The organism is Candidatus Didemnitutus sp., assembly GCA_019634575.1.
Classification (GTDB): Bacteria; Verrucomicrobiota; Verrucomicrobiia; order Opitutales; family Opitutaceae; genus Didemnitutus.
Genome location: JAHCAY010000001.1, coordinates 1,236,215 through 1,260,664, shown reverse-complemented (window position 1 = coordinate 1,260,664; position 24,450 = coordinate 1,236,215). Strand labels below are relative to the sequence as shown.

Annotated in this window: 16 protein-coding genes and 1 pseudogene; 13 read left to right on the top strand and 4 right to left on the bottom strand. The window is 68.2% G+C overall.

What is annotated here, in order from left to right:
• Positions 1 to 47 precede the first annotated feature (47 nt).
• The 8 genes from KF715_05255 to KF715_05220 all read left to right on the top strand — a co-directional run bounded on the left by KF715_05255 (position 48) and on the right by KF715_05220 (position 9,998).
• Positions 48 to 2,012: an NADH-quinone oxidoreductase subunit H gene (locus KF715_05255; GenBank protein ID MBX3736076.1), complete on the top strand. Its 1,965-nt coding sequence runs from the start codon at positions 48 to 50 to the stop codon at positions 2,010 to 2,012.
• A 79-nt stretch (positions 2,013 to 2,091) separates the two neighbouring features.
• The gene (locus KF715_05250) at positions 2,092 to 2,784 is read left to right on the top strand and encodes a PTS sugar transporter subunit IIA (GenBank protein MBX3736075.1); all 693 of its coding nucleotides are present in this window, start codon (positions 2,092 to 2,094) and stop codon (positions 2,782 to 2,784) included.
• Positions 2,781 to 4,742, top strand: coding sequence for an NADH-quinone oxidoreductase subunit H (locus KF715_05245; GenBank protein MBX3736074.1), 1,962 nt, complete (start codon positions 2,781 to 2,783; stop codon positions 4,740 to 4,742). Before KF715_05250 ends, KF715_05245 begins: the two co-directional genes overlap by 4 nt.
• Positions 4,739 to 5,647, top strand: coding sequence for an NADH-quinone oxidoreductase subunit H (locus KF715_05240; protein ID MBX3736073.1), 909 nt, complete (start codon positions 4,739 to 4,741; stop codon positions 5,645 to 5,647). Before KF715_05245 ends, KF715_05240 begins: the two co-directional genes overlap by 4 nt.
• A gap of 35 nt (positions 5,648 to 5,682) precedes the next feature.
• Entirely contained in the window at positions 5,683 to 6,285 is a 603-nt protein-coding gene (locus KF715_05235) for a hydrogenase (protein MBX3736072.1), read from the top strand.
• Positions 6,282 to 7,724, top strand: coding sequence for a Fe-S-binding domain-containing protein (locus tag KF715_05230; GenBank protein ID MBX3736071.1), 1,443 nt, complete (start codon positions 6,282 to 6,284; stop codon positions 7,722 to 7,724). Before KF715_05235 ends, KF715_05230 begins: the two co-directional genes overlap by 4 nt.
• Positions 7,721 to 9,202 (top strand): NADH-quinone oxidoreductase subunit C, encoded by a 1,482-nt coding sequence (locus tag KF715_05225; protein MBX3736070.1) that lies wholly within the window; start codon positions 7,721 to 7,723, stop codon positions 9,200 to 9,202. Before KF715_05230 ends, KF715_05225 begins: the two co-directional genes overlap by 4 nt.
• A 4-nt stretch (positions 9,203 to 9,206) precedes the next feature.
• Positions 9,207 to 9,998, top strand: a complete 792-nt coding sequence (locus KF715_05220; protein ID MBX3736069.1) for a hydrogenase — start codon at positions 9,207 to 9,209, stop codon at positions 9,996 to 9,998.
• Between the two features lie 104 nt (positions 9,999 to 10,102).
• On the opposite strand, the gene KF715_05215 is transcribed toward KF715_05220, so the two are convergent.
• From KF715_05215 to KF715_05205, 3 genes and pseudogenes are all read right to left on the bottom strand, one after another.
• A complete protein-coding gene (locus KF715_05215) occupies positions 10,103 to 12,811 on the bottom strand; it encodes a PAS domain-containing protein (protein MBX3736068.1) in 2,709 nt (902 codons plus the stop codon).
• Positions 12,812 to 12,908: 97 nt separating this feature from the next.
• Positions 12,909 to 13,955 carry a ferrochelatase gene (gene hemH / locus KF715_05210; protein ID MBX3736067.1) on the bottom strand — a complete coding sequence of 349 codons (1,047 nt, stop codon included), beginning with the start codon at positions 13,953 to 13,955 and terminating at the stop codon, positions 12,909 to 12,911.
• Between the two features lie 168 nt (positions 13,956 to 14,123).
• A pseudogene (locus tag KF715_05205) lies at positions 14,124 to 14,435 on the bottom strand (hypothetical protein).
• A gap of 119 nt (positions 14,436 to 14,554) precedes the next feature.
• Between KF715_05205 and gpmI the strand changes: the two are divergent.
• From gpmI to KF715_05180, 5 genes are all read left to right on the top strand, one after another.
• Positions 14,555 to 16,141, top strand: coding sequence for a 2,3-bisphosphoglycerate-independent phosphoglycerate mutase (gene gpmI, locus KF715_05200; protein MBX3736066.1), 1,587 nt, complete (start codon positions 14,555 to 14,557; stop codon positions 16,139 to 16,141).
• Between the two features lie 129 nt (positions 16,142 to 16,270).
• Positions 16,271 to 17,848: a hypothetical protein gene (locus KF715_05195; GenBank protein MBX3736065.1), complete on the top strand. Its 1,578-nt coding sequence runs from the start codon at positions 16,271 to 16,273 to the stop codon at positions 17,846 to 17,848.
• A 123-nt stretch (positions 17,849 to 17,971) separates the two neighbouring features.
• Positions 17,972 to 18,694 (top strand): methyltransferase domain-containing protein, encoded by a 723-nt coding sequence (locus KF715_05190; GenBank protein ID MBX3736064.1) that lies wholly within the window; start codon positions 17,972 to 17,974, stop codon positions 18,692 to 18,694.
• 99 nt (positions 18,695 to 18,793) lie between these two features.
• A complete protein-coding gene (gene aspS / locus KF715_05185; protein MBX3736063.1) occupies positions 18,794 to 20,572 on the top strand; it encodes an aspartate--tRNA ligase in 1,779 nt (592 codons plus the stop codon).
• A gap of 276 nt (positions 20,573 to 20,848) precedes the next feature.
• Positions 20,849 to 22,816 carry an immunoglobulin domain-containing protein gene (locus KF715_05180; protein ID MBX3736062.1) on the top strand — a complete coding sequence of 656 codons (1,968 nt, stop codon included), beginning with the start codon at positions 20,849 to 20,851 and terminating at the stop codon, positions 22,814 to 22,816.
• Between the two features lie 137 nt (positions 22,817 to 22,953).
• Here the strand turns inward: KF715_05180 and gatB are convergent, their stop codons facing one another.
• Entirely contained in the window at positions 22,954 to 24,402 is a 1,449-nt protein-coding gene (gene gatB / locus KF715_05175) for an Asp-tRNA(Asn)/Glu-tRNA(Gln) amidotransferase subunit GatB (protein MBX3736061.1), read from the bottom strand.
• Positions 24,403 to 24,450 lie beyond the last annotated feature (48 nt).

Genomic DNA, 24,450 nt, shown 5'->3' with positions numbered 1-24,450 from the left:
CGCGTTGAAGCTGGCCAGCCCGGGCGGTTTCGCGCAGCGTCACGGCCATGAGCTCAGGTGCGGTGCTCGGCGCGGCGGTCGTCGGCCTCATGGCCGGACTGATGGTCGGGAATTGGCTGCCGCGCACCTGGCTCGCGCTGACGCTCGGCGGTTGCGCGCTCGCGCTGGCGGCGGCGGTCGGCGTCCTCGGCGGTTTCGCACCGGCGTGGACGTGGCGCAGCGAGTTCCTCGTCGCGGGCGACGTGCTGTGCCTGCGCTTCGACGCGGTGAGCGCGTTGTTTCTTGCGCTGGTGGCGGTGGTCGGCGGTGCCGGTGCGGCCTACGCGCACGGCTACTGGCCGCAGTGCGCGCATCCGCTCTCGGCGCGACGCGGACGAGTATGGTGGAGCCTGCTGCTCGTGAGTCTCGTTGCCGTGCTCGTGTCGGCCCACGGGCTGCAGTTTCTCATCGGTTGGGAACTGTTCACGCTCGCGGCGTTTTTCCTCGTGACGCTCGATCGGCGGCGGGCGGAGGTGCGCGCGGCGGGCTGGCTTTATCTCGGTGCGTCGCACGCGGCGGTGCTGGCGCTGTTCGCGTTCTTCGCGCTCCTCGCGGCGCGCACGGGGAGCTGGGAACTCGGGCCGCGGCTTGCCGCGGGCCGGCCGCCCGCGGAACTCGCGCCGCTGTTCTGGCTCGCGTTGTTCGGCTTCGGACTGAAGGCCGGCCTGTTTCCGCTGCACATCTGGCTGCCCTCGGCGCACGCGAATGCGCCGAGCCACGTTTCGGCGGTGCTCTCGGGCGTGACCATCAAGCTCGGCATCTACGGACTCGTGCGCTTCAGCGGCTGGCTGCCGGTGCCGGCGAGCGCGGGCTGGGTCGTGGCGGTGCTCGGCGTGGCGAGCGCGGTGCTCGGCGTGGCCTTCGCGCTCGGGCAACACGACCTGAAACGCCTGCTCGCCTATCACAGCGTCGAGAACATCGGCATCATCCTCATCGGGCTGGGCTTTGCGCTCGTGGCGGCGCAGCAGGGCAACACCGCGTGGGGCCGGCTGGCGCTGGCGGGCGGGTTGCTGCACGTGTGGAACCACGGACTGTTCAAATCGCTGCTGTTTTTCGGCGCCGGCTCGGTGTTGCATGCGACGGGGACGCGGGAGATGAGCCGGCTCGGCGGACTGTGGAGGGCGATGCCATGGACGGCGGGGCTGTTTGCCCTCGGCGCGGCGGCGATTTCGGGCCTGCCGCCCCTGAACGGCTTCGTGAGCGAGTGGCTCGTTTATCTCGGGCTGTTTGACGCCGTCGGCACGCGCGACAACACCGCGCTCGCCTCGATCCCGGCGGTCGTGCTGCTGGCGATGACCGGCGCGCTGGCGCTCGCGTGCTTCATCAAGGTGTGCGGAGTCGTATTTCTCGGTGCGCCGCGTTCCGCGGCGGCGGAGCGCGCGCACGAATGTGGGCCGTGGATGCGCGGCCCGATGCTGTTGCTCGCGGCGGCCTGTGTCGCGATCGGCGTGGCGCCGGTGTTGTTCTGGCCGGCGGTGGCCCGCGCGGCGGGGGAGTGGAACCCCGCCTGGAACGATCTCGCGCCGCCGCCGTCGCTCGCGCTCGTCGGCGCCTGTCACGCCGGGCTCGTGGTCGCGGCGCTCGCCGTGGTGTGGATGCTGCGGCGGCAGGTGGGGCGGAACGGCGCGCGGCGGGCGGTGACGTGGGATTGCGGCTACGCGGCGCCGACGGCGCGCATGCAATACACCGCGGGCTCTTTCGCGGGGATCGTCGTCGAGTGGTTCGAGTGGATTCTCCGGCCGGTGCGGCACGGAGCGCGCCCCGAGGTCGTGCTGCCGCGCGCGGCGGAGTGCTCCGAGCACACGCCCGAAACGGTGCTCGAACACGTGGTCGAGCCGGCGGGCGGCGTGGTGATGCGCGTGTCGGCGTCGGCGCGTCGGCTCCAGCACGGCCGGTTGCAGGCGTATCTACTCTATCTCCTGATCGGCGTCGCGGCGCTCGCGGCGCTGGTCGTGAGTGGAGGTGGGCAATGAATGCGGAGCGAACCGGCGGGCTCGGCGTAAGATCGGGCGTGCGCTCGGCGCGTTTCGCCGCCATACGTTTTTCCCAGCCATGTATCTAAACCTCGTCCAGATTGCCGAATCGTTCGGGGTGGCGGAAAAGGTGGTGGAGGACTGGGTCCGCGCCGAGGGGTTGCCCCACACCGAGGACCGGGGGCGTCTGCTTTTCGATCGCGCGCAGGTCGCCGCGTGGGCCGCGTCGCGCGGGCTGGCGGCGCAGGCGGGTTTCCTCGCCCCGATGCATCCGACCGTCGCGGGCGGCTGGAAGCTCGAAACGTTGCTGCGCGCCGGCGGCATCTGGCGCGACGTGGCCGCCGCCGGAGTCCCGGACGTGATCGATCGCGTCGTGGCTGCACTGCCCGGGGCGACGCCGCCGGTGCGGCAGATGCTCGCGCAACGCCTGCGGGCGAAGGGCGGCCTGACGATCGCCCCGACCGGTCATGGCTATGCCGTGCCGCATCCGACCACGCGCATCGCGCTCGGGCGCGACTCGGGCATCGTGGCGCTCCTGCTGCTGCGCGATCCGCTGGTGTTCGACGAACCGAAGGCGGACGACGTGCCGGTGACGCGGCTGGTGTTTTTCATCGCGCCGTCGGCGCGGGCGCATCTCGACCTGCTGGCGCGGTTGAGCCGGCTGATCTCGCGCGGCCCGCTGCGCGGGCTGATCGAACGCGGCGCGAGCAACGAGGAGATCCTCGCCGCCACGGCCGACGCGGTGCCCGCGGGCACAGAGGGGGGCGCATGACGGCGGGAATGCTGCTGCCCGTCGCCCTGCTGGGCCTCGCGACGGGCGTTCTCACCGGCCCGCGCTGGCCGCGTCTGTGGGTGGGCCTGATGCTCGCGGGCTCGGCGGCGGCGGCGCTGGCGGCGGCGACGGTGCTTGCGGGCGGGGCCGACTGGGAGTGGCGCAGTGCCTTCCCGCTGGCGGGTGAGCCGGTGCATCTGCGCCTCGACGGGCTGAGCGCGTTCTTCCTGGTGCTGCTGGCGGTGATCGGCGGCGCGGGCGCGGCCTACGCGCACGGCTACTGGAGCGGCGAGGAACAGCGCACGATCGGCGCGCGCGGCCGGCTGTGGTGGAGCGGGCTCGTGCTCAGCCTGGCGCTCGTGCTCGTGCTGTCGAACGGGCTGCATTTTCTGATCGCCTGGGAGCTGTTCGCGGTGTGCGCGTTTTTCCTCATCCTGCTCGACAAGCAGCGGCCCGAGGTGCGCGCGGCTGGCTGGCTTTACCTCGCGTCGTCGCATGCCGCGACGCTGGCGCTGTTCGCCTTTTTCGCGCTGCTCGCCTCGCGCACCGGGAGCTGGGAACTCGGGCCGATGCGGACGGGAGGCGCGCGGGACGCGGAGCTCGCGCCGCTGCTCTGGTTGGCGCTGTTCGGCTTCGGGCTGAAAGCGGGTTTGTTTCCGCTGCATGTCTGGCTGCCGTCGGCGCATGCGAGCGCGCCGAGCCATGTGTCGGCGATGCTCTCGGGCGTGGCGTTGAAGATCGGCGTCTACGGTCTCATGCGCTTCAGCGGCTGGCTGCCGGTGCCGACGGGCCTGGGTTGGACGCTCGCCGGGCTGGGGGCGGTGAGCGCACTGCTCGGGGTGGCGTTCTCCCTCGCGCAAAACGACTCCAAGCGCCTGCTCGCCTACTGCTCGGTTGAGAACGTCGGCATCATCGCGGTCGGCCTCGGCTTCGCGCTCGTCGCGGCCGGGCAGGGCGATGCGCCGTGGGGCCGGCTCGTGCTCGCGGGCGCGCTGCTGCACGTGTGGAACCACGGGTTGTTCAAGTCGCTGCTGTTTTTCGGCGCGGGCTCGGTGCTGCACGCGACGGGGACGCGGGAGATGAGCCGGCTCGGCGGGCTGTGGCGGCCGATGCCGTGGACGGCGGGACTGTTCGCCCTCGGTGCGGCCGCGATCTCGGGCCTGCCGCCGCTGAACGGCTTCGTGAGCGAATGGCTCGTTTATCTGGGTTTGTTCGAGTCGGCGACGGGGCGCGGCGCCGCGGCGGGCGCGGCCGTGCCCGCGATCATCTTTCTCGCGGTATCGGGCGCGCTGGCGCTGGCGACGTTCGTCAAGGCCGGCGCGATGATCTTCTCGGGCGCGCCGCGCTCTCCGGCGGCGGAGCACGCGCACGAGAGCGGGCCGTGGATGCTCGGATCGATGGTCGTGCTCGCGGCGGGTTGCGTGATCGTGGCGCTCGCGCCGGGCGCGTTGTTCCCGGCGGTGGCGCGGGCGGCGGGCGCGTGGAATCCCGCGTGGGGTGCGCCGGCGGCACCGGTGCCCCTTTTCACGCTCGGCGCGGTCAACGCGGCGCTCGCTGCGCTGTTCGTCGTCGCGGCGGCGTGGCTGTGGCGCCGAGCGCTCGGCAACGGGTTGCGGCGCGGCCTGACGTGGGATTGCGGCTACGCCGCGCCGACGGCGCGCATGCAATACACGAGCGGCTCGTTCGCGGGGATCGCGGCGGGCTGGTTCTTCTGGGTCTTGCGAATGGAGCGAAAAAGTTTGAAGCCACGCGGGACGTTTCCCGGCGCGGCGCGGCGCGTCGAGCGCGTGCCGGAAACCGTGCTCGAGCACGTGATCGGACCGGCAAGCGAGGCGATCCTGCGCGTATCGACGGCGGTGCGGCGGTTACAGCACGGACATCTGCAATCCTACATTCTCTATCTGCTCGGCGGCGTGGTCGCGCTGGGCCTGCTGGTGCTGGTCGGAGGTGCGCGATGATGCTGATCCTGGAAATTTTCCTGCGTTTGGCGGGCTGGCTCGTGCTCGCCCCGCTGCTGCCCGGCATCATCAACAAGGTGAAGGCGTGGGTCGCGGGCCGGCGCGGGCCGCCGGTGCTGCAGCTCTACTACGACCTCGCGCGCCTGTGGCGCAAAGGGGTCGTGCTGAGCACGCTGGCTTCGCCCGGCTTCGTGGCGGGACCGGCGGTCGGCTGGGTGGCGATTCTGGGTGCGGCGATGCTGCTGCCGCTCGGACCGGCCGGCGGCGCCCTGAGCTTCCGCGGCGACGTCCTGCTGCTGGTCTACCTGCTCGCGGTCGCGCGCTTCTGCACGGCGTGGGCGGCGCTGGAAACGGGCTCGGCGTTCGAGGGCATGGGCGCGGCGCGCGAGGTGAGTTACGCCGTGCTCGCGGAGGCGGCGGTGATGACCGCGGTGCTCTCGCTCAGCGTGCTCACGGGCAGCGTGACGCTCACGACGATGCTTGCGCCGGCGGCGGGTGCGGGCGCGGCGCTGCTGGCGGCGGGCTTGTTCATCGTGCTGCTGGCGGAAAACTGCCGCGTGCCGTTCGACGATCCGAACACGCACCTCGAACTGACGATGGTGCACGAGGTGATGGTGCTCGACCACAGCGGTCCGCCGCTGGCGGCCATCCTTCATGGCGCGTCGATGAAGCTCCTGCTCTTCGCCTTGCTGCTCTGCGAGGCGGTGTTGCCGCTCGGGCGGCTGGCGCCGGCGGCGGCGGCGGGCGCGCTCGCCGCGGGCGTGCTGGTCGTGACGGTCGGCGTGGGGCTCGCCGAGTCGTTCATGGCGCGGCTGGCGTTCAAGCGGGTGCCGCTGCTGCTCACGACGGCGTTTTTGCTCTGCCTGTTCGCGCTGCTCGCGGCGTGGAAGGGAGGCGCGGTTTGAACAACGGCGCGCTCAACCTCCTCGTCGGCGTCGCGATGGGCCTGAACCTCCTCGCGCTCGGCAGCGGCCGGTTGCATGCCGTGATCCGCGCGATGGCCGTGCAAGGCGTCGTGCTCGGCGTGATGCCGCTGCTCATGGAGCATTTCAACTGGCTCGTGACGCTCGTGGCGCTCGCAACGATTTCCGTGAAGGGCTTCGTGATTCCGAATTTGCTGACGCGCGCGTTGCGGACGGCCAACATCGACCGTGAGCGCGAGCCGTTCATCGGCTTCGTGCCCTCGCTGCTGCTGGGCGCGGGCGGCACGATCGCGGCGGTGGCGCTCGCACGCGCGCTGCCGCTGCTGCCGGAACACGCGGGCACGCTGCTCGTGCCCGGATCGCTCGCGTCGGTGCTGACGGGCTTCGTGCTGCTGATCGGGCGGGCGAAGGCGATCTCGCAGGTCTGCGGCTACCTGATCCTCGAGAACGGCATCTACCTTTTCGGCCTGCTCCTGATCCACTCCACGCCGCTGCTGGTCGAGGCGGGCATCCTGCTCGACCTGACAGTCGGCGTGTTCGTGATCGGCATCATCGTGGATCGCATCCAGCGCGCGTTCGACTCGCTCGACACGCGCAAGCTCACCGTGCTGCGGGAATGAAAGCGCTGCTCCTCATCCTTGTGCCCTTCGCCGGAGCGCTCGCCGCCGCCGTGTGGCCAAGTGACCGCACGCGGCCGTGGCTGCTGCCCGTCGTCGGCGTCGCCCACGCGGCGCTGTCGCTCTGGCTGCTGGTCGCGCCACCGCCGATGGCGGACGGAGCGTGGCTGGCGTTCGACCCGCTCGCGCGGGCGCTGCTCCCGATGGTGTCGCTGCTGTTCCTGCTCTGCGCGTTCTACGGCGTATCCTACCTGCGCGTGCGCGCGGAGCGGCCGAACCGGACGTTCGTGGCGTTGATGCTGGCGATGCTCGGCCTGATGAGCGCGGCGCACCAGGCGCGGCATCTCGGCGTGCTCTGGATCGCGACCGAAGGACTCACGCTCGCGGCCGTGCCGCTGCTGCACTTCAACGCCACGCCGCGCGCCTTCGAGGCGACGTGGAAATACCTGCTGGTCGGCGGCACCGGCATCGCGCTCTCGCTGCTCGGATCGTTCTGCCTCGGCTACGCATCGCTGCACACGGGCGGCGGCGGCGACCTGACTTTCTCCGCGCTGACGGCGCAAGGTGCGGGGCTCTCGCGGCCCTGGGTGCTGGCGGCGTGGGTGCTACTGCTCGCCGGCTACGGCACGAAGATGGGCCTCGCGCCGATGCACACGTGGAAGCCCGACGCCTACGGCGAGGCGTCCGGCATCGTCGGTGCCATGCTGGCGGGCGGCGTCACGACGGTGGCGTTCACGGCGATCCTGCGCGTGCGCGCCGTCGTGGCGGCGGCGGGCGCGGGGGCGGTGGCGGACCGCACGCTGCTCGCGATCGGGCTCTTCTCGCTGATCGTGGCGGCGCTCTTCCTCCTCGGGACGCGCGATTTCAAGCGCATGCTCGCCTACTCGAGCGTGGAGCACATGGGCATCCTCGCGGTCGCGGCCGGGCTCGGGCGCGTGGGCGTGTGGGCGGCGGTGTTTCACGTCTGGAACAACGGCCTGACCAAGGGCGCGCTCTTCCTCAGCGCCGGCAACATCCGGCGGGCGGCCGGCGCGAGCACGATGGACGAGGTGCGCGGCATGGCGGCGCTGACCCCGCAGTCCGCCGCGATCTTCGTTGCCGGCCTCTTCGCGGTCACGGCGTGCCCGCCGTTCGGGCCGTTCTTCAGCGAACTGCTGATCGTGCGCACCGCGTTCGCCGCCGATCGCGTCGGCGTGGCGGCGGTTTTCCTCGCGGGCCTGCTTTTCGCCTTCTTCGGACTGACGCGGGTCGTGTTCGGCATCGTCGACGGCCGGCCGCGGGTGGCGGCGCGGGCGGGCAGCCGTCGTTTCCGCGAGACCGCCGGGCTGATCCTGCCGCCGCTGCTGCTGCTCGGCTGCTCGCTGTGGCTCGGCCTCGCGACGCCGGACGTGCTGCGCGAGTCGTGGGACGCGGCGGTCGCACTGCTTTTCCCTTCGCCATGAGCTCGCAAACGCCATTCACCCTGCTGGCCAACGCCGCGGCGCTCTCGTGGACGGCGGTGCCGGAGTGGCCGGTCGGGGAATTCGTGCGCCTGACCGCCGGCGAACTCGCGCGCGGCGCGCGGCTCGTGGCCTGGTTCGGCGTGCCGGAGGACGCGGGCACGCGGCTGGTGGCGGTGCTGGCGTTCGATGCGGACAACATCCTCGCGGTGGGCCGCAGCACGGCGGTCGCGGGCGGTTATCCGGCGCTGACGCCGCTGCACGCGCAGGCGCACCTGTTCGAACGCGAGGTGTGGGAGCAGCACGGCCTCGTCCCGGAGGGACACCCCTGGCTCAAGCCAGTGCGGCGCACGGCGGGCGATGCGCCGGCGAACGGCGAGTTTTTCCGCGTGGGCGGCAGCGAGGTTCACGAGGTCGCCGTCGGTCCGGTGCATGCGGGCGTGATCGAACCGGGGCATTTCCGTTTCCAGTGCGCCGGCGAGGAGGTCATCCATCTCGAGATCGCGCTCGGCTACCAGCACCGCGGCGTCGAGGCCACCCTGCCGGGCGGGCCGCATCGCGCGACGGTGCACCAGCTCGAAGCGGTCGCGGGCGACACGACGATCGGCCATGCGACGGCTTATGCGACGCTGCTCGAGGCGCTGGGCGGCACGGAGGCACCGCTGCGCGCGCAATGGCTGCGCGCCCTCGCGCTCGAGCTCGAGCGCCTGGCCAACCACACCGGCGACCTCGGCGCGCTGGCCAACGACGTGGCGTTCCTGCCCACGGCCTCGGCGTGCGGAAAGATCCGCGGCGACTTCCTCAACCTCACCGCGCTGCTGTGCGGCAATCGCTTCGGCCGGCGCCTCGTGCGGTCGGGCGGCTGCGCGTTCGATCTCGAGGCGGCGCGCCTCGAGAAGATGCGCACGCTGCTCACGGCGGCGCTGGCGGAGGTCGAGCAGGCGGCGACGTGGCTCTGGGACGCCTCGTCGGCGCGCGCGCGTTTCGAGAACGTCGGCGGGGTCTCGACGGTGCAGGCGACCGAAGTCGGCCTCGTGGGCCTCGCGGCGCGCGCGTGCGGCATCGTGCGCGACGTGCGCTTCGATCATCCGGCCGGCTGGCACCGCTTCGCGCAGATTCCGGTCGCGGTCTGGCCGGGCGGCGACGTGCTGGCGCGTGCGCGCGTGCGCTGGCTGGAGATCCAGCGGTCGGGGCAATATCTCCTCGAGCAGCTTGCGATCCCGCCGGAGGGCGAACCGCATGGCGAGGTCGCGCCGCCCGCCGCAGACACGCTGGCGGTGGCGCTCGTCGAAGGCTGGCGCGGCGAGGTCTGCCACGTCGCGCTGACGGACGCCGCAGGGCGGTTCCGCCGCTACAAGATCGTCGATCCGTCGTTCCACAACTGGACCGGTCTCGCGCTCGCGCTGCGCGGGCAGGCGATCTCGGATTTTCCGATCTGCAACAAGAGCTTCAACCTGTCGTATTGCGGCTTCGACCTCTGACGCCATGCCCGCCTTCAACATCTTCACTCATCGCCTGAAGCGCGGTTGCGAAACGATGGCGTATCCGGACGGCCCGGCGCCGGCGCTGCCGGATCGGCATGGCGGGGCGCTGCGCGTTGATGCGGCGAAATGCATGGACGGCTGCGCGGAATGCGCCGCGGTGTGCCCGACGGACGCGATCTCACGCGCGGCCGGCCAGCCGATGGCGCTCGACCTCGGCCGCTGCATCTTCTGCGCGGCGTGCGTGACGGCGTGTGCTCCGGCCGCGATTGTGCCCACGAACGATCACCGCCTGGCGGCGCGGCGGCGCGAGGATCTCGTGCTCGGGGCGCCCGGCGCGGAGCAGGTGCGGCTCGCCGCGGCGCTCGACGAGAAACTGCGGAAACTCTTCGGCCGCTCGCTGCGGTTGCGGCAGGTGAGTGCGGGCGGCTGCAACGCCTGCGAGGCCGACACGAACGTGCTCAACACCATCGGCTGGGATCTCGGGCGGTTCGGCATCCAGTTCGTCGCCTCGCCGCGCCATGCGGACGGGTTGCTCATCACCGGTCCCGTTTCGCGCGGCATGGAGCTGGCGCTGCGCAAGACCTGGGAGGCGGTGCCCGAGCCGAAGCTCGTCATCGCCGTCGGCGCCTGCGCGATTTCCGGCGGGCCCTTTATCGGCAATCCCGAGCACCTGCACGGAGCGGAGTCGGTCGTGCCGGTCGACCTCTACATCCCCGGCTGTCCGCCGCACCCGCTCACGATCTTGGACGGGATGTTGCGCCTGCTGGGGCGACTGGACGAGAAGCGCACCTGAGATGGGGCGCGACGGGGCGGGAGCAGACGTGCGGTGTTCGGTCGCAACCTGGTCGCTCCGCGCGTCGTTTCCGGAACCGCGCTTCCTCGGCGCGGCAGAAGCACTCACGATCCCAGCACCTGCTTGAGGATGCGGCTGAGGTCGCCGACGCGGTAGGGTTTCGTCAGGTAGCCGCAGAAGCCGAGGTCGAGGAACTGGCGCTTCATCTCGTCGTTGTCGTAGCCGCTGGCGACGATGGCGCGGACCTTCGGGTCGAGTTCGAGGAGCTTGCGGAAACACTCTTCGCCGCCCATGCCGCCGATGACCGTGAGGTCCATGATGACGACGTCGTGCGGACGGTTGATGTTGAGGTAGCTGCGGTAGAGCTTGATCGCCTCCTCGCCGTTTTTCGCGAGGTCGACGCCGTAACCCATGCCTTTGAGCATGCCCTCGGTGAGAAGGCTGATCTCGGGGTCGTCGTCCATGAAGAGGACGCGATTGGTGCGTGTAGCGCGGTTGAGCGACGGGCGCGTGCGGGTCTCGACGACTTCCTCCTGCTCGGCGCGCGGGAGGAAAACGGTGAACGCCGTGCCGACGCCGAGCTCGGTGTCGACGGTGAGCTGGCCGCCGTGGTGCTTGACGATCTTCACGACGGTGGAGAGGCCGATGCCGGTGCCGGTCTTCTTGGTGGTGAAGAACGGATCGAAGATCTTCTCGAGGTGCTCGGGCTTGATGCCGCTGCCGTTGTCGCGGACCTCGATGGCGACGTATTGGCCGGCGGGGAGCGGCGGGACCTGGTTCAGTGCGAGGGTGACGTTGCCGGCGGTGACCCAGATGTTGCCCTTGCCGTTGGGCATGGCCTGGATCGCGTTGACGATGAGGTTTTGGAAAACCTGGAGGAGTTGCGCGCGGTCGACCTGGATGGTGGCGAGGTCGGCGGGGGCGTTGATCTCGACGGCGACGGTCGAGCCGGAGGCGGCGATGCGCTTGGAGTCGGCGAGGAGATCGGCGGTCTTGATGGTTTGGCGGGTGCCGGTGCCGCCGCGCGCGAACGTGAGCAACTGGCGGCTGAGGCCCTTCGCGGTCTCGCAGGTCTTCAGGCTCGTCTCGAGGCCGGAGTAGTTCTGCTGATCATGCGCGAGCGACAGGCCGCCCATGATGGTCGTGAGGAGATTGTTGTAGTCGTGTGCGATGCCGCTGGCGAGCTGGCCGAGCGCTTCGAAGCGGTTGGCTTTCACGAGCTCCTCGGGCGTGAGGCTCATTTCGTCGGGGTTGCGGAAGACCACGAGCGCGCCGGCGGATTGGCCGCCGGCATCGGTGACGGCGCGGCAGCTGAAGACGACGGGGGCGGGGTGGGCGTGCTCGCCGCGCGAGAGCGCGAACTCGCCGTTGAGCCCGGTCGACTCGCCGGTGGTGAGCGCCTTTTCGAGCGGGCTTTCGACGGGAGCGCCGGTGAAGCGGTGCACGAGGCGGAAAACTTCGCTGCCGGGCTGGCCGACGAGCTGTTCGGCCGTGCGGGCGAGGAGGCGCTCGGCGACGGCGTTGGCAAAGACGATGCGGTCGCGCGCGTCGACGAGCAGCACGCCTTCGCGCAGCTCGGCGAGCAGCGCGGAGAAGTGTTCGGGTGAAACGCCCGGACTGGCGGCGGTGCCGACGCCCTCGGGCATCGGGGCGATGAAGCCGAGCACGCGCTGGAGTTCGCGCTTGCGCGAGATGACGCGGACGATGCCGGCGTAGGCCCAGAGATCGGTGCCGTTGCGGTGGCGCAGGCGGAGCGCGTCGAAGTAGACGGGGGCGCCGGGTTGCTTGGCGGTGAAAAATGCGGCGAGTCCGCCGGCGCTGTCGTCGGGTGGGAGGGCGCGGAGGAACGACTCGGGTTCGTCCGGCAACTCGTCGTCCTTGAAGCCGAGCGTCGCTTTCAGGGCCGGCGAGAGCCAGCTGGCGCCGCCGGTGAAATCGAGTTCGAAGAGGGCGATGCGACCGCGGTCGGAGAGGCCGGCGAGGCGTTCCTCGGCGCGGAGCGAGGCTTCCTCGGTTTCTTTGCGGTCGGTGATGTCGAGCTGGGCGCCGACGACGCGTTGGAGCGAACCGTTGGGCGCGAAGACTTGTGCGCCGACCGCCTGCAGCCAGACGAAGTGGCCGCGGGCGTGTTTCATGCGATACTCGACGGAGAAGGGGCGCGAACCGGTGGCGGAGGCGCGGCCGGAGAGTTTGTCGGGCGCGGCGGCGGAGTCGTCGGGATGGATGAGCGCGAGCCAGGATTCGTAGGTGTTGGGCAGGCTCGTGTCGGTGTAGCCGAGCATGCGCTTCCAGGCGGGCGCGAGGTAGGTCTCGTTCTTGACGAAATTGAGATCGAAGAATCCGAGCGCGCTGCGCTCGGCGAGCACGGCGAGGAAATTCTCGCCGCCCGGTGCGGCATGGCTCGAGCCGGCGGCGCCGGACGGAGCGGTTGCGAGCGCCGCGGGCGACGGCGCGGGGCGCGTCACGGTCGCGAAGTAACGCACGGGATCGGCGCTGGCTGACTCGAGGCGGACGATGACGTCGAAGGCGGCGGCTTCCTTGGGTTGCAGGCGCAGCGTGACGGGTTGGGCGAGGGCGGCGGCGGAGACGACTTCCCACTGGGCCTGCACGAGATCGGGGTCGCGTGAGGTGACTTCGAAGACGAAGAGGTTGGGCAGGAAATCGCCTGCGAGTTCGGCGGCGCGAGCCTGCCAGAGTGCGGCGGCGGCGGCGTTGGCGAGTTCGATCTTTCCTTGCGCGTCCAATACCAACACGGCGGCTCCCAGCGCGGGAGTCGCGGCCTGCGTGTGACTCTGGGGCGAGGGGATGCTCACGACGCGAGGAAATCCGTAGCAGAACGGGTGCCGTTGCCGAGCGCGGAAAGCGATGCCAGCGGTGGCGCGGCGAAGTTTGAGCGACGTTTTACCGAATTCACGCCGCGCCTGTGGGCGCGCCGGCCGGTTGCCACTGTTGCACGCGGCGGGCGAGGAAATCGATCCACACCGGCTGGTCGTTGAGACACGGGATGTGGGTGAATTGCTCGCCGCCCGCGGCCTTGAAGTCCTCGGCGCCCTCGACGCGGATTTCCTCGAGCGTCTCGAGGCAGTCGGTGACGAAGGCCGGCGTGATCACCACGATGCGTTTCTTGCCCTCTTGCGCGAGGCGCTTGAACTCGGCGTCGGTGTAGGGCGAGAGCCACGGCTCGCCGACGAGGCGCGATTGGAAGGAAATGGACCATTTCTGCGGATCGAGCCCGGCGCGCTGCGCGAAGAGCTGCGAGGTGCGCGTGACTTGGGCCTTGTAGCAGGTTTGGTGGATCGGAGAGCAGGAATTACAGCAATCCGCGACGACCTGGCAGTGCGCGTGCGAGCTGTCGGCCTTGGTGAGGTGGCGCACCGGGATGCCGTGGTAGCTGAAGAGGAAGTGGTCGTAGGATTGCGCGAGATACGGCTGCGCGCTGGCGACGAGGGCGTCGATGTAGTCGGCGTCGCCGAAGTAGGGCTGGACGAGGTCGAGCTTCATCTGCGGCGCGATCTGCTCGGCTTCGCGCTGGACCTTCACGACGACGGTTTCCCACGAGGACATCGCGTAGTGCGGGTATTGCGGAAACATCAGGACGCGCGTGACGCCTTGGGTGGTGAGTTCGCGCAAGACGTCCGGGATGGACGGGCTGCCGTAGTTCATCGCGAGCGCGACGGGGATCGTGACCTTCTGCTGGAGGGCGCTCTGGGTTTTCTTGCTCGTGAGGATCAGCGGCGAGCCGTCGGGCGTCCAGATGCTCTCGTAGGCGTGCGCGGATTTCTTCACGCGGAACGGGATGATGATGCCGTTGACGAGCAGCTTGCGGAGGAGCGGATTGGCGGGCTTGTCGATGACGCGCTCATCGCCGAGGAACTCCTGAAGATAACGTTTCACGTCGGGGACGGAAGTGGAGTCGGGCGAACCGAGGTTGAGCAGGAGGACGGCGGTCTTGGACATGGCGGGTGGCGTTCCAGACGTGGCGCAAACTGCCGCGAAGTCAATCGGACGGCAGCCGGTGCGGTGGCCCGGGCAACGGATGCGGGAACGCGCGGACGGAGCGTAGGCGCGCGATGCAGAAGCCAAACAGGCAGGGCGGGCCCTGCGGTCCCGCTCCGCCGTCGACTTTCACGCCGCCAGCGTGCGGATGCTGGCGATCAGGCGGTGGACATTTTCCGGGGCGATGCGGTCGGTGACGATCGTGTTGGCGAATTGGCGCTCCCGGTCGAGGTGCACGCCGCGCTCGCTGCCGGGGCGCACGATGTCCTGCACGAAATCCATCCCGCCGCGCGGACGGATCCAGCGCCAGTAGAGGTCGGGGTCGTCGGATTCGAGGACGATGTCGAGCTTGAGCATCACCGCGCAGTAGAGCGTCAGGTCGCGGTAGCTCAGGAACCACGTGGGCGGGCAGGTCAGCTGGTCGCGGATGAGCAGCGTCATGGTTTCCTTTCTCAGCAAGGCGTGGGCCAGTCTTGGCGAGGCGTGGGCGTGGATTGCGATGACGGATTTAAAAGTTGTGCGCGGAGGCGCAACGGAGACCTTATCGGCACAATTTCGCCATGAATTCAGCGCGCCAACCCGTCCTCCTGGTCATCCGCGATGGCTGGGGCAAGAATCCCGATCCTTCGCAGGATAAGACCAACGCCGTCGTCCTCGCGCACAAGCCCTGCGACGACATGTTGCATGCGAAGTTCCCGGTCACGCTCGTGAAAGCCTCGGGCCTCGACGTCGGCCTGCCCGACGGCGTGATGGGCAACTCCGAGGTCGGCCACGAAAACATCGGTGCCGGCCGCATCGTCGACCAGGAACTCGTGCGCCTGAACAAGCTCTTTTCCGAAAAGCGCCTCGCGACCAATGCCGTCTGGCACTCGGTCGTCGCGCGCGTCAAGGCGAGCCCCGGCGCGAAGCTGCACCTCTTCGGCATCGTGTCCGACGCCGGCGTGCACGGCATGCTCGATCACCTTTACGGCATCCTCCGCCAAGCCAAGGAAGACGGCGTCACGCAGGTGTTCCTGCACGCCTTCACCGACGGCCGCGACACGCCGCCGTCGAGCGGCCTCGGCTATGTGCGGCAGGTCGAGCAGCAGATGAAAACCATCGGCGTCGGCCAGATTGCCAGCGTGTGCGGTCGCTTCTGGGCGATGGACCGCGACAACCGCTGGGAGCGCGTGCAGAAAGCCTACGACATGCTCACCGGCAAGGCCGCCGTCGCCACCGCGCCGAGCGCCGAGTCGGCCGTGAAGGCCTATTACGACAAGCCCCTCAGCGCGACGCAGGTCGGCGACGAGTTCGTGCCCGCGACGTGGATCGTCGACGGTGCCGGCAAGCCCGTCGCGACGATCGCGGACGGCGACGCCGTGTTGTTCTACAACTACCGCGGCGACCGCCCGCGCGAGATCACGAAGGCGTTCGTGCTCGATCAGTTCGATGGCTTCAATCGCGGGAAGAAGCTGGACCTCTACTACGCGACGATGACCGAATACGAGAAGGGCCTGCCCGTGCACGTCGTCTCGCCGAAGCCGGAGAAGTTGAAGAACATCCTCGGCCAGGTCGTGAGCGACGCGGGCATCCGCCAGTTCCGCTGCGCCGAGACGGAGAAGAACCCGCACGTGACTTTCTTCTTCAACAACTATCGCAACGAGCCGTTCCCCGGAGAAGACCGCGCCTGCCCGCCGAGCCCGAAGGTCGCGACCTACGACCTGCAGCCCGAGATGTCGGCCAGCGAGGTGACGCGCTTCGCGAAGGAAGCTATCCTCTCCGGCAAATACGGCCTCGTCGTCGTGAACTACGCGAACCCCGACATGGTCGGCCACACCGGCTCGCTCGAGGCGACGAAAAAAGCCGTCGAGGCAACCGACGCTGGCGTGGGCGAATTGCTCGCCGCGCTTGCGCAAAAGGACGGCCGCGCCGTCATCCTCGCCGACCACGGCAACGCCGAGCAAATGTGGGACCCGATCGTCAACGGCCCGCACACCGCGCACACGCTGAACCTCGTCGAAGTTTTCGTCGTCGGCGAAGGCTTCGCGGCCGGCAAAACCCAGATGCGCTCCGGCGGCCGCCTCGCGGACATCGCGCCGACGGTGCTCGCGTTGATGGGCCTGCCGAAGCCGGCTGAGATGACGGGCGAGAGTCTCGTGCTCGCCTGAGCGTCGATTGCTCCGCCCCGGCGCAGAGACCGGGTCGTATCGCCTGACGCGTTTGCGGCATGTCGCGTCAGGCGCCGCAGTCGTCGCTTTGCGCTCGCAGCGCTGACACTGCGCGTGAGCGTGGGACGCATGCGTTATGTCGCGTTGTTCGTTTTGCTGGTAAGCCGGCTGTGGGGTGAGGCGGCTGCTGAGAATGCAGACGGCGAGTGGGCGCGATCTGTCGTGCAGCTTTCCCCGTTTCATGTGCGAGCGGCGAGTGGCGAGTTTCGGTTCTGGGGTAAATATCAGACGAAGAATTTTACCGTCTATTCGGATGCGTCCGGCGGCACGGTGGAGGATGTCGCGCTCGAGATGGAGCGTCTCGCTGCGGCGTTCGAAGTGATGTTTCGTCATCACCCGGTCGCTTTGCCGCGGATTGTTGTCGTGCTGCCGATCGCTTCGTCGGACTGGCGCCGATTGGATGCATCGCCCGGGAAGGAGTGGTTGTCGGCCGGTGCCGTTTGCAACGTGAAGCCAATTACGATGGTGACAATCAGCTCGGACTGGCAGCGGGATCGCGGGCCGCTCCGCGCAAGCGTTGTCCGCGCACTGATGGCGCGCGCTGATTGGGCCGGACCATTTTGGTTTACGATGGGAGTAGGGGAGGTGTGGTCGAAAGTAGCGGTCGGTCGGGGAAGCGTCGTTTTCCGTCCCGATAACAACGCGAACATGGACTTGGCGCATCCCGAGCGCTGGGCGGAAACGCTCAACGAGCAGGGATGGCTCCCGTGGCGCGAGTTCGGTTACGTGACGAATGCGTCGAACGAGTTTATCGAGGAGGCAAAGGTGCGGCGCTTTCTAGCGCAGGCGGCGGTGCTGTGCCATTGGCTGTTTTGGAGCGGGGAGGGAGATCATCTCGATCGGGTGAGTCGATGCCGGAATCAAGTGGTGCATGGGATAGCGCCCACCGACCAGGTGCTGGGAGAGCTGGGTGTCGGACGAAAGAATGGGTCCGATCCGGTTCACACGCACGTCAACCGGCTGTCCGCGCGCAAGGTCGAGTTCGAGGAGCAATCGGCCCGCTTCGCGGTGGAATCGGTTTCCGTCACGGCTCGCGAAATGCGGGAGCTCTTCGTGTTGGCACAACTCCTGAGCCAACGGCCGGGAGACACCGAGGCGGCATTGGAGGTATTTCGCGTGCGTGCGCCGCGCGTTCCGGAGCTGCGAGTATTGCTGGCGGCGGCGTATCTGGCTGACGGCCGGCGATTGGAGGGTTACCGTGCGCTGTTGGAAATTCTCCCGGAGCTCAAAGGGCGTCCCGAAGCCGCCACTGTCGCTGAGGCGGCGGCGGAATTGCGTTTCGCGCGCCTCCTTCCTGAAGTGACACTCGGGTCTGAATTATCTGCGGAAGATGCCGCCCAACTCCAGGGCTGGTGCGAATCGGCTTTGCAAATCGAACCGAGCCTGACCACGGCGAACCGGATTCTCGCGTGGACTTGGGCTCTCGGACCGCGGCCGCCAATGGGGGAATTGCTGGGCAAATTCGAAATGCTCCGGACGAATGTCGGACTGCGGGCGGGATCCGCGGAGATCGCTGCGGCCGAGGCGGTCGCGCGGTTGCGTGCCGGTGATCGGGAGGGCGCTCGACAGATTGCCGTCCGGCTCCGCCAAACGAGCGAGGCGCCGTATTTCGTGCCAAAGCTCCTCGCCGCACTCGAGAAGCAGTAACGCCGCGACCGACTGATCCCGGGTTTGGCGCTTCCGGCAGTTCGAAACTTGACTGCCGCGGGCGGTTGCGCGCGTATCGCGGCTTTCTCGTGACCGTGCCGTTTTTCCCATCTCTCCGCCACCATGCAGTTCTTTGAGCGCGACGAACTGTTCGGGGCATGCGACGCGACACTGCGCGATTACGATGCATTCATCCGCGCGCGGGTGGGCGAGGGTTATCCTTACCCGCTGCGGATGCGCGACTGGGAACTGTGGCAGGTGCTCCGTCGACTCCCATCGGCGGACCAACCGAGCGGCGCGGTGCTCGATACGGGCGCGTTCAACACGTATCTCGGCCTGTGGCTCGCGGAACGCTACGAACGCGTGGTCGTGTCCGACGTCTACGGCGCGCGTTTGCGCAAGGGCGTGCTGCGCGCGCTCGGCCTTTTGCCACGGAAGCCGAACGAGGCGCCGTTTTGGAGCTGGCGGCGCGCGATGTTGCGTGCCGCGCCGGGTCTCGACATCCGCAACGTCGATCTCACGGCGATGCCCTACGCGGACAACTCGCTCGATACGATCGTGAGCATTTCCGTCATCGAGCACATCCCGGCCATCGAGCGGGCGCTCGCGGAGATGTATCGCTGCCTGAAGCCCGGCGGCAGCCTGTTCATCACGACCGACTGCGACCGCGATGGCAAAGCCTACGCGGACGGCGTGCGGTATTTCACTTTGGCGGAGCTCGAGCGGTTGTTCGCGCCTTATCCGGTCGTTTCGGAAAAGCGCGCGCCCGACTTTGCGGAGCGCAACTGGTGCTACGGCCGCAACCGGCCCGTGATCACGGCATTCGTCGAAGTGCGGAAACCCTGAACGCCCCCCCCGCAGGGCGTCTGTCATAGCGTTTCGGCGCGGCCCAAATTCTGTTTGCCCCTCCGGCGGGCGCGCCGTTTGGTTGACCCCTTCCGTCCTATGAAACGCACGCACCATTGCGCCCAACTGACCAAGGCCGACCTCCACGCGACCGTCTCGCTCGCCGGCTGGGTTGATTCCGTCCGCGACCACGGCGGCATCATCTTCGTCGACCTCCGCGACCGCCAGGGCATCACGCAGGTGAAGTTCGACAGCGCGCTGCGCGAGCAGGCCGCCAAGCTCAAGGACGAGTCCGTCATCGGCATCACGGGCAAGGTCGAGGACCGCCCGGCCGACATGGTGAACAAGAACCTCCCGACCGGTGAGATCGAGGTCGATGCGACCGAGCTGATCATCCACAACCTTTCCGAGACCCCGCCGTTCCCGCTCGACGACGCCGGCGGCGACAAGGTCAACGAAGACCTGCGCCTGACCTACCGCTACCTCGACCTGCGCCGCCCGAAGATGCGCCGCAACCTCGCCGTGCGCCACAAGGCCACCAAGGCCGTGCGCGACTACTTCGACTCGCAGGGCTTCTACGAGGTCGAGACGCCCGCGCTGTTCAAGAGCACGCCCGAAGGCGCCCGCGAATACCTCGTGCCGTCGCGCATCCACGCCGGCCAGTTCTACGCGCTCTCGCAGTCGCCGCAGCAGTTTAAGCAGATCCTCATGGTCGCTGGCGTGGAAAAGTATTTCCAGATCGCCCGCTGCTTCCGCGACGAGGATCTCCGCGCCGACCGCCAGATGGAGTTCACGCAGATCGACGTCGAGGTCTCGTTCATCGACCGCGAAGGCATCTACGCCCTCTTCGAGGGCATGTTGAAGAAGGTCTGGAAGGACGTGCTCAACCACGACCTGCCCACGCCGTTCCCGCGCATGGCCTACAAGGACGCCATGAACCGCTTCGGCGTCGACAAGCCCGACACGCGCTTCGGCATTGAGCTAGTCGATTTCTCCGAGACATTCCGCACCTCCGCGTTCAAGGTTTTCCAGTCCACCGTCGCCGCCGGCGGCTCGATCAAGGCGGTCAACGCCAAGGGCCTCGCCGACGCCACGCAGGGCGAGATCACCTCGCTCGAGGACTCCGCGAAGGCGATGGGCGCGAAGGGCCTCGCCTACATCAAGGTCGAGAAGGGCGATTGGAAATCGCCGATTGTGAAGTTCTTCACGGACGCCGAGAAGGCCGACCTCACCGCGCGCCTCAACATCCAGGACGGTGACCTGATCTGCTTCGCCGCTGCACCGTGGGAGCGCGCCTGCGCGATCCTCGGCCGCATCCGTCTCGACGCCGCGCAGCTGCTCGTGAAGCGCGGCAAGATGACGCTGCGTCCCGATCAGTGGAATTTCCTCTGGGTCGTCGATTTCCCGCTCATGTCCTACGACGAGGAGCGCGGCGGCTACGCGGCCACGCACCACCCATTCACGGCGCCGGTGCAGGAAGACGCGCACCTGCTCGACAGCGACCCGAAGGCCGTCCGTGGTCAGCACTACGACGTCGTGCTGAACGGCATGGAACTCGGCGGTGGCTCGATCCGCATTCACCAGCCGGCGCTGCAGGAAAAGGTGTTCACCGACGTGCTCAAGATTCCGGCCGACGTCGTCGAGAGCCGCTTCGGCTACATGCTGAAGGCCTTCAAATACGGCGCGCCTCCGCATGGTGGCATCGCCTTTGGCCTCGACCGCATGTGCGCGTTGCTTTGCGGCACGAACTCGATCCGCGACGTCATTGCGTTCCCGAAGACGCAGAAGGCGCAGGACCTGATGAACCAGAGCCCGACGCCCGTTACGGAAAAGCAGCTCCGCGACCTGCACATCCGCGTGGTCGACGAAGCGAAGTAAGCCATTTCGATCGTTCTGGCTTTCGAGCCCGCCTTTCGGCGGGCTTTTTGATTTATCACACCCGCGCGGCGTGACGATGGCTGAGGTGTGAAGCGTGTTGTCCGCGAATTGGCGGCGGCTCCGAATACAGCTTTGGAGTTTGCCGGATTGCGCCGGCGCTCTACGGTGCCGGCGTTGCAAACGTTGTCATTCGGGCGCGTTTCCCGTGGTCAAAGCCTGCTGCCTCGCGGGTGGCGCGGGGTCGTTGCCGCCGTCACGCTGCTGTTCACCTCCGCCATGTCGCTTTCCGGATACACCCTGCCGACGCAAACGGGTCGCCGCGCGAGCTTCGCCAGTGACGATGATTTTCTCGGCTACGTCGAGCAGCAGAGCTTCGCGTATTTTTGGGCCGCGCAACATCCGCTCACCGGACTTACGCCCGATCGGGCGTCGAATCTCGACCTGTGCAGCATCGCCGCGGTCGGCTTTGGCCTGAGCAGCACCAACGTCGCCGTGTCGCGCGGCTGGATTACGCGGGCCGCGGCGCGTGAGCGCGTGCGCACGACGCTGCAGTTCCTCGTCAACCTGCCGCAAGGTCCGGCGACCAGCGGGGTGGCGGGCTATCGCGGCTGGTTCTACCATTTCCTCGATACCAACACCGGCTTGCGCGCCGGCACTTGCGAACTCTCGACGATCGACACCGCGCTGCTGCTGCTCGGTGTGATCGATTGTGCGCTTTACTACGACGGCGCCGATGCGACCGAAGTGGCGATTCGCCAGGCCGCCGACACACTCGTGAACCGCGTCGATTGGGGCTTCGTGCTGCGGCCGGACCATCTCGTGGCGATGGACTGGAAACCCGAAACCGGCTACCACCCGAACGGTTGGTCCGGCTACAACGAGGCGATGGCGCTCTACGTTCTCGGCCTCGGCGTGGCCGACCATCCGCTGCCGGCCGAATCGTGGGCGGCGTGGACCGCGACCTACCAATGGAAGGTCCACTCGGGCTACAGTTATCTCTGGTGCGTCACCGGCGCGCTTTTCACGCACCAATACTCGCATTGCTGGATCGACTTCCGGGGCATCGCCGATCCCTACCTGCGCGCGCATGGCGACGGCATCGACTATTTCGAAAACTCCCGGCGCGCGACGCTCGCGCAGCAGGCCTACGCAGTGGCGCGGCCGTTTGCCAATTACAGCGCGCTCGAGTTCGGCATCACGGCGTGCGACGGGCCGAACGCCACGATCGGCGGTGTTGTTTATTCCGGCTACGACGGACGTGGCGCGCCGCCCGGACGCCCCACGACGATCGATGACGGCACGCTCTCGCCCACGGCGCTGCTGGGCTCGGTGCCGTTCGCGCCCGAGGCGTGCGTGCCGGCGTTGCGGCATCTCTACGACACCTACGGCGCGTCGATCTGGTCCGACTACGGCTACTGCGATGCCTTTAACATCACCGCGAACCGCTGGTTCGACCCGGACGTCATCGGCATCAGCGTCGGCACGAACATTCTCATGATCGAGAACCACCGCAGCGCCGAAGTGTGGCGCCGCCTGTTGCGGAGCCCGATCATCCAGCGCGGGCTGCAACGCGCCGGCTTCACCGCACCGCCGCCCGACGACGTGGCGGCGACCGCGGCCTCGCCGACGCAGATTGCCGTGACGTGGACGGATCGCGCGGAGTTCGAGACCGGCTTCCAGATCGAAGCGTCGACCGATGGTGGTGCGACCTTCATCTCCATGGCGACCGCGCCTGCGAATGCCACTAGCGCGAATTTCGCTGCGCGCGCCGGGACGACCTATCTCGTGCGCGTGCGGACGACCAATGTCGCCGGCCTTTCCGGTGCGAAAGGCGCGGTGAGCGTGAGCACGCCCGCGACGATCTCGATCACGACGCAACCGACAGGTGTGACCGCGACAGTCGGACAACTCGTGACCTTGCGCGTCGGGGCGAGTGGCACGGCGCCGCTGAGTTACCAGTGGTTCAAAGGCGGCGTCGCACTGACCGGCGCCACGGCTGACACGCTCGCGTTCGCGAGCGTGCAGGCAAGCGATGCGGGAAACTATTACGTGGTCGTGACGAACCGCGAAGGCTCGGCGGAAAGCCAACCGGCGACCATCACGGTCAACGTGCCCCTGCCGCCGACACCCGCGCCATCTCGCGGCGGCGGAGGTGGTGGCGCGCCGAGCCTCTGGTCCGTGCTGCTCTGTGCGTTGCTGGCACTCGTGCGAGCGTTTGGAAAACCACGGCGTGCGGCGGTGTAGGGACGCCGTCTTGCTGCGCCCCTACATGTCGGGAAACCGGTGGCCGCCGCCGTCCCGGGCGGCGATGAGATTCGGTCATCACGTGCGGTGCGTGGCGCCGGCAGGGCCGCCGGCGAGCACCTCAAGCCTCAGTCTGTTCACACGCCGAGCTGCCGCTTCAGAATTTCGTCGACGAGCTTCGGGTTGGCTTTGCCGGCGGAGAGTTTCATCACGGCGCCTTTGAGGGCGTTGATCGCCTTGGCGTTGCCGGCGCGGACCTGGTCGGCGGATTTCGCGTCGTTGGCGATGGCGGTGGCGCACCAGCCTTCGAGCGCGCCGGTGTCAGATGATTGACGCAGACCTTTGCGGTCGGCGACGGCGGCGGCCTGGTCGCCGGTCTGGAACATGTCGGCGAAAATCTCCTTGGCCTGGCTGCTCGACACGGCGCCTTGCTCCACGAGCGCCACGAGGCCGGCGATGTGGGCGGCGGTGATTTTGCTGTCGGCGAGAGCGAGGCTGGCCGCGGCGAGGTCGCGCAGCAGGTCGTTCGTGATCCAGTTGGCGGCGGCGATGGGCTTGGCGCCGAGTTTCACGGCGGCTTCGAAAAAGTCGGCGAGCGCGCGGTCGCGGACGAGCACGGACGCAGCGGAGTAGGGCAGGCCGAGTTGCTCGATGAAGCGAGTCTGCTTGGCGAACGGGCGCTCGGGGAGCTCGGCGGCGAGGCGGACCTTCCACTCGGCGTCGATACGCACGGGCATCAGGTCCGGATCGGGGAAGTAGCGGTAGTCGTGCGCCATTTCCTTCGAGCGCATCGAGGCGCTTCGGCCGGTCTCGCCGTCGTAGAGGCGCGTCTCCTGCACGATCGTGCCGCCGCTGGTGACGACATTGATCTGACGTTTGATCTCCGTGACGATGCCATCGCGGACGTAGGAAATGGAGTTGAGGTTCTTGAGCTCGACCTTGGTGCCGAGCTTCATCTCGCCGACGCGGCGGATGGAGATGTTGGCGTCGCAACGCATCTGGCCTTTCTCCATGTCGCAATCCGAGATGCCGGCGTAGATGAGCGACTGGCGCAGCGAGGTGAGGAAGGCGAACGCCTCGTCGGCGGAGCGGATGACGGGCTCGGTGACGATTTCCATCAACGGCGTGCCGGCGCGGTTGTAGTCGATGAGCGAGTCGTTGCTCTCGTGGTTGAGCTTGCCGACGTCTTCCTCGAGGTGAATGCGCGTGAGCTCGATTTTTTTGTGTTCGCCCATCACCGCGAGCGACGCGCCGGGCAACTCGATCTCGACGGCGCCGTGACGGCAGACGGGCTGGTCGTATTGCGAGAGCTGGTAGTTCTTCGGCGAGTCCGGGTAGAAATAGTTTTTGCGGTCCCAGCGCGTGACGGTGGCGATCTCGCAGCCGAGCATGAGGCCGGTCTTGATGATGGCGTCGAGCGCGGCCTTGTTCAGCACCGGCAGCGCGCCGGGCAGCGCGAGGACGGTGGGGTCGGTGAGCGTGTTCGGCGGCTCGCCGTAACCGGTGGCGACGCGCGTGAACATCTTCGATGCCGTCTTGATCTGGACGTGCACCTCGAGGCCGATGACTGCTTCGAAATCGCTCATGAATATTGGGCCCACGGAATACACGGAACACACAGAAGAAAACCCACT

Excerpts from the sequence above, each read along its gene's own strand:
- KF715_05180 (MBX3736062.1), top strand. The coding sequence starts at position 20,849 with ATGTCGCTTTCCGGATACACCCTGCCGACGCAAACGGGTCGCCGCGCG.
- gatB (MBX3736061.1), bottom strand. The coding sequence starts at position 24,402 with ATGAGCGATTTCGAAGCAGTCATCGGCCTCGAGGTGCACGTCCAGATC.
- KF715_05250 (MBX3736075.1), top strand. The coding sequence starts at position 2,092 with ATGTATCTAAACCTCGTCCAGATTGCCGAATCGTTCGGGGTGGCGGAA.
- KF715_05220 (MBX3736069.1), top strand. The coding sequence starts at position 9,207 with ATGCCCGCCTTCAACATCTTCACTCATCGCCTGAAGCGCGGTTGCGAA.
- KF715_05225 (MBX3736070.1), top strand. The coding sequence starts at position 7,721 with ATGAGCTCGCAAACGCCATTCACCCTGCTGGCCAACGCCGCGGCGCTC.
- aspS (MBX3736063.1), top strand. The coding sequence starts at position 18,794 with ATGAAACGCACGCACCATTGCGCCCAACTGACCAAGGCCGACCTCCAC.
- KF715_05235 (MBX3736072.1), top strand. The coding sequence starts at position 5,683 with ATGGGCCTGAACCTCCTCGCGCTCGGCAGCGGCCGGTTGCATGCCGTG.
- hemH (MBX3736067.1), bottom strand. The coding sequence starts at position 13,955 with ATGTCCAAGACCGCCGTCCTCCTGCTCAACCTCGGTTCGCCCGACTCC.
- gpmI (MBX3736066.1), top strand. The coding sequence starts at position 14,555 with ATGAATTCAGCGCGCCAACCCGTCCTCCTGGTCATCCGCGATGGCTGG.
- KF715_05255 (MBX3736076.1), top strand. The coding sequence starts at position 48 with ATGAGCTCAGGTGCGGTGCTCGGCGCGGCGGTCGTCGGCCTCATGGCC.
- KF715_05240 (MBX3736073.1), top strand. The coding sequence starts at position 4,739 with ATGATGCTGATCCTGGAAATTTTCCTGCGTTTGGCGGGCTGGCTCGTG.
- KF715_05230 (MBX3736071.1), top strand. The coding sequence starts at position 6,282 with ATGAAAGCGCTGCTCCTCATCCTTGTGCCCTTCGCCGGAGCGCTCGCC.
- KF715_05195 (MBX3736065.1), top strand. The coding sequence starts at position 16,271 with ATGCGTTATGTCGCGTTGTTCGTTTTGCTGGTAAGCCGGCTGTGGGGT.
- KF715_05190 (MBX3736064.1), top strand. The coding sequence starts at position 17,972 with ATGCAGTTCTTTGAGCGCGACGAACTGTTCGGGGCATGCGACGCGACA.
- KF715_05245 (MBX3736074.1), top strand. The coding sequence starts at position 2,781 with ATGACGGCGGGAATGCTGCTGCCCGTCGCCCTGCTGGGCCTCGCGACG.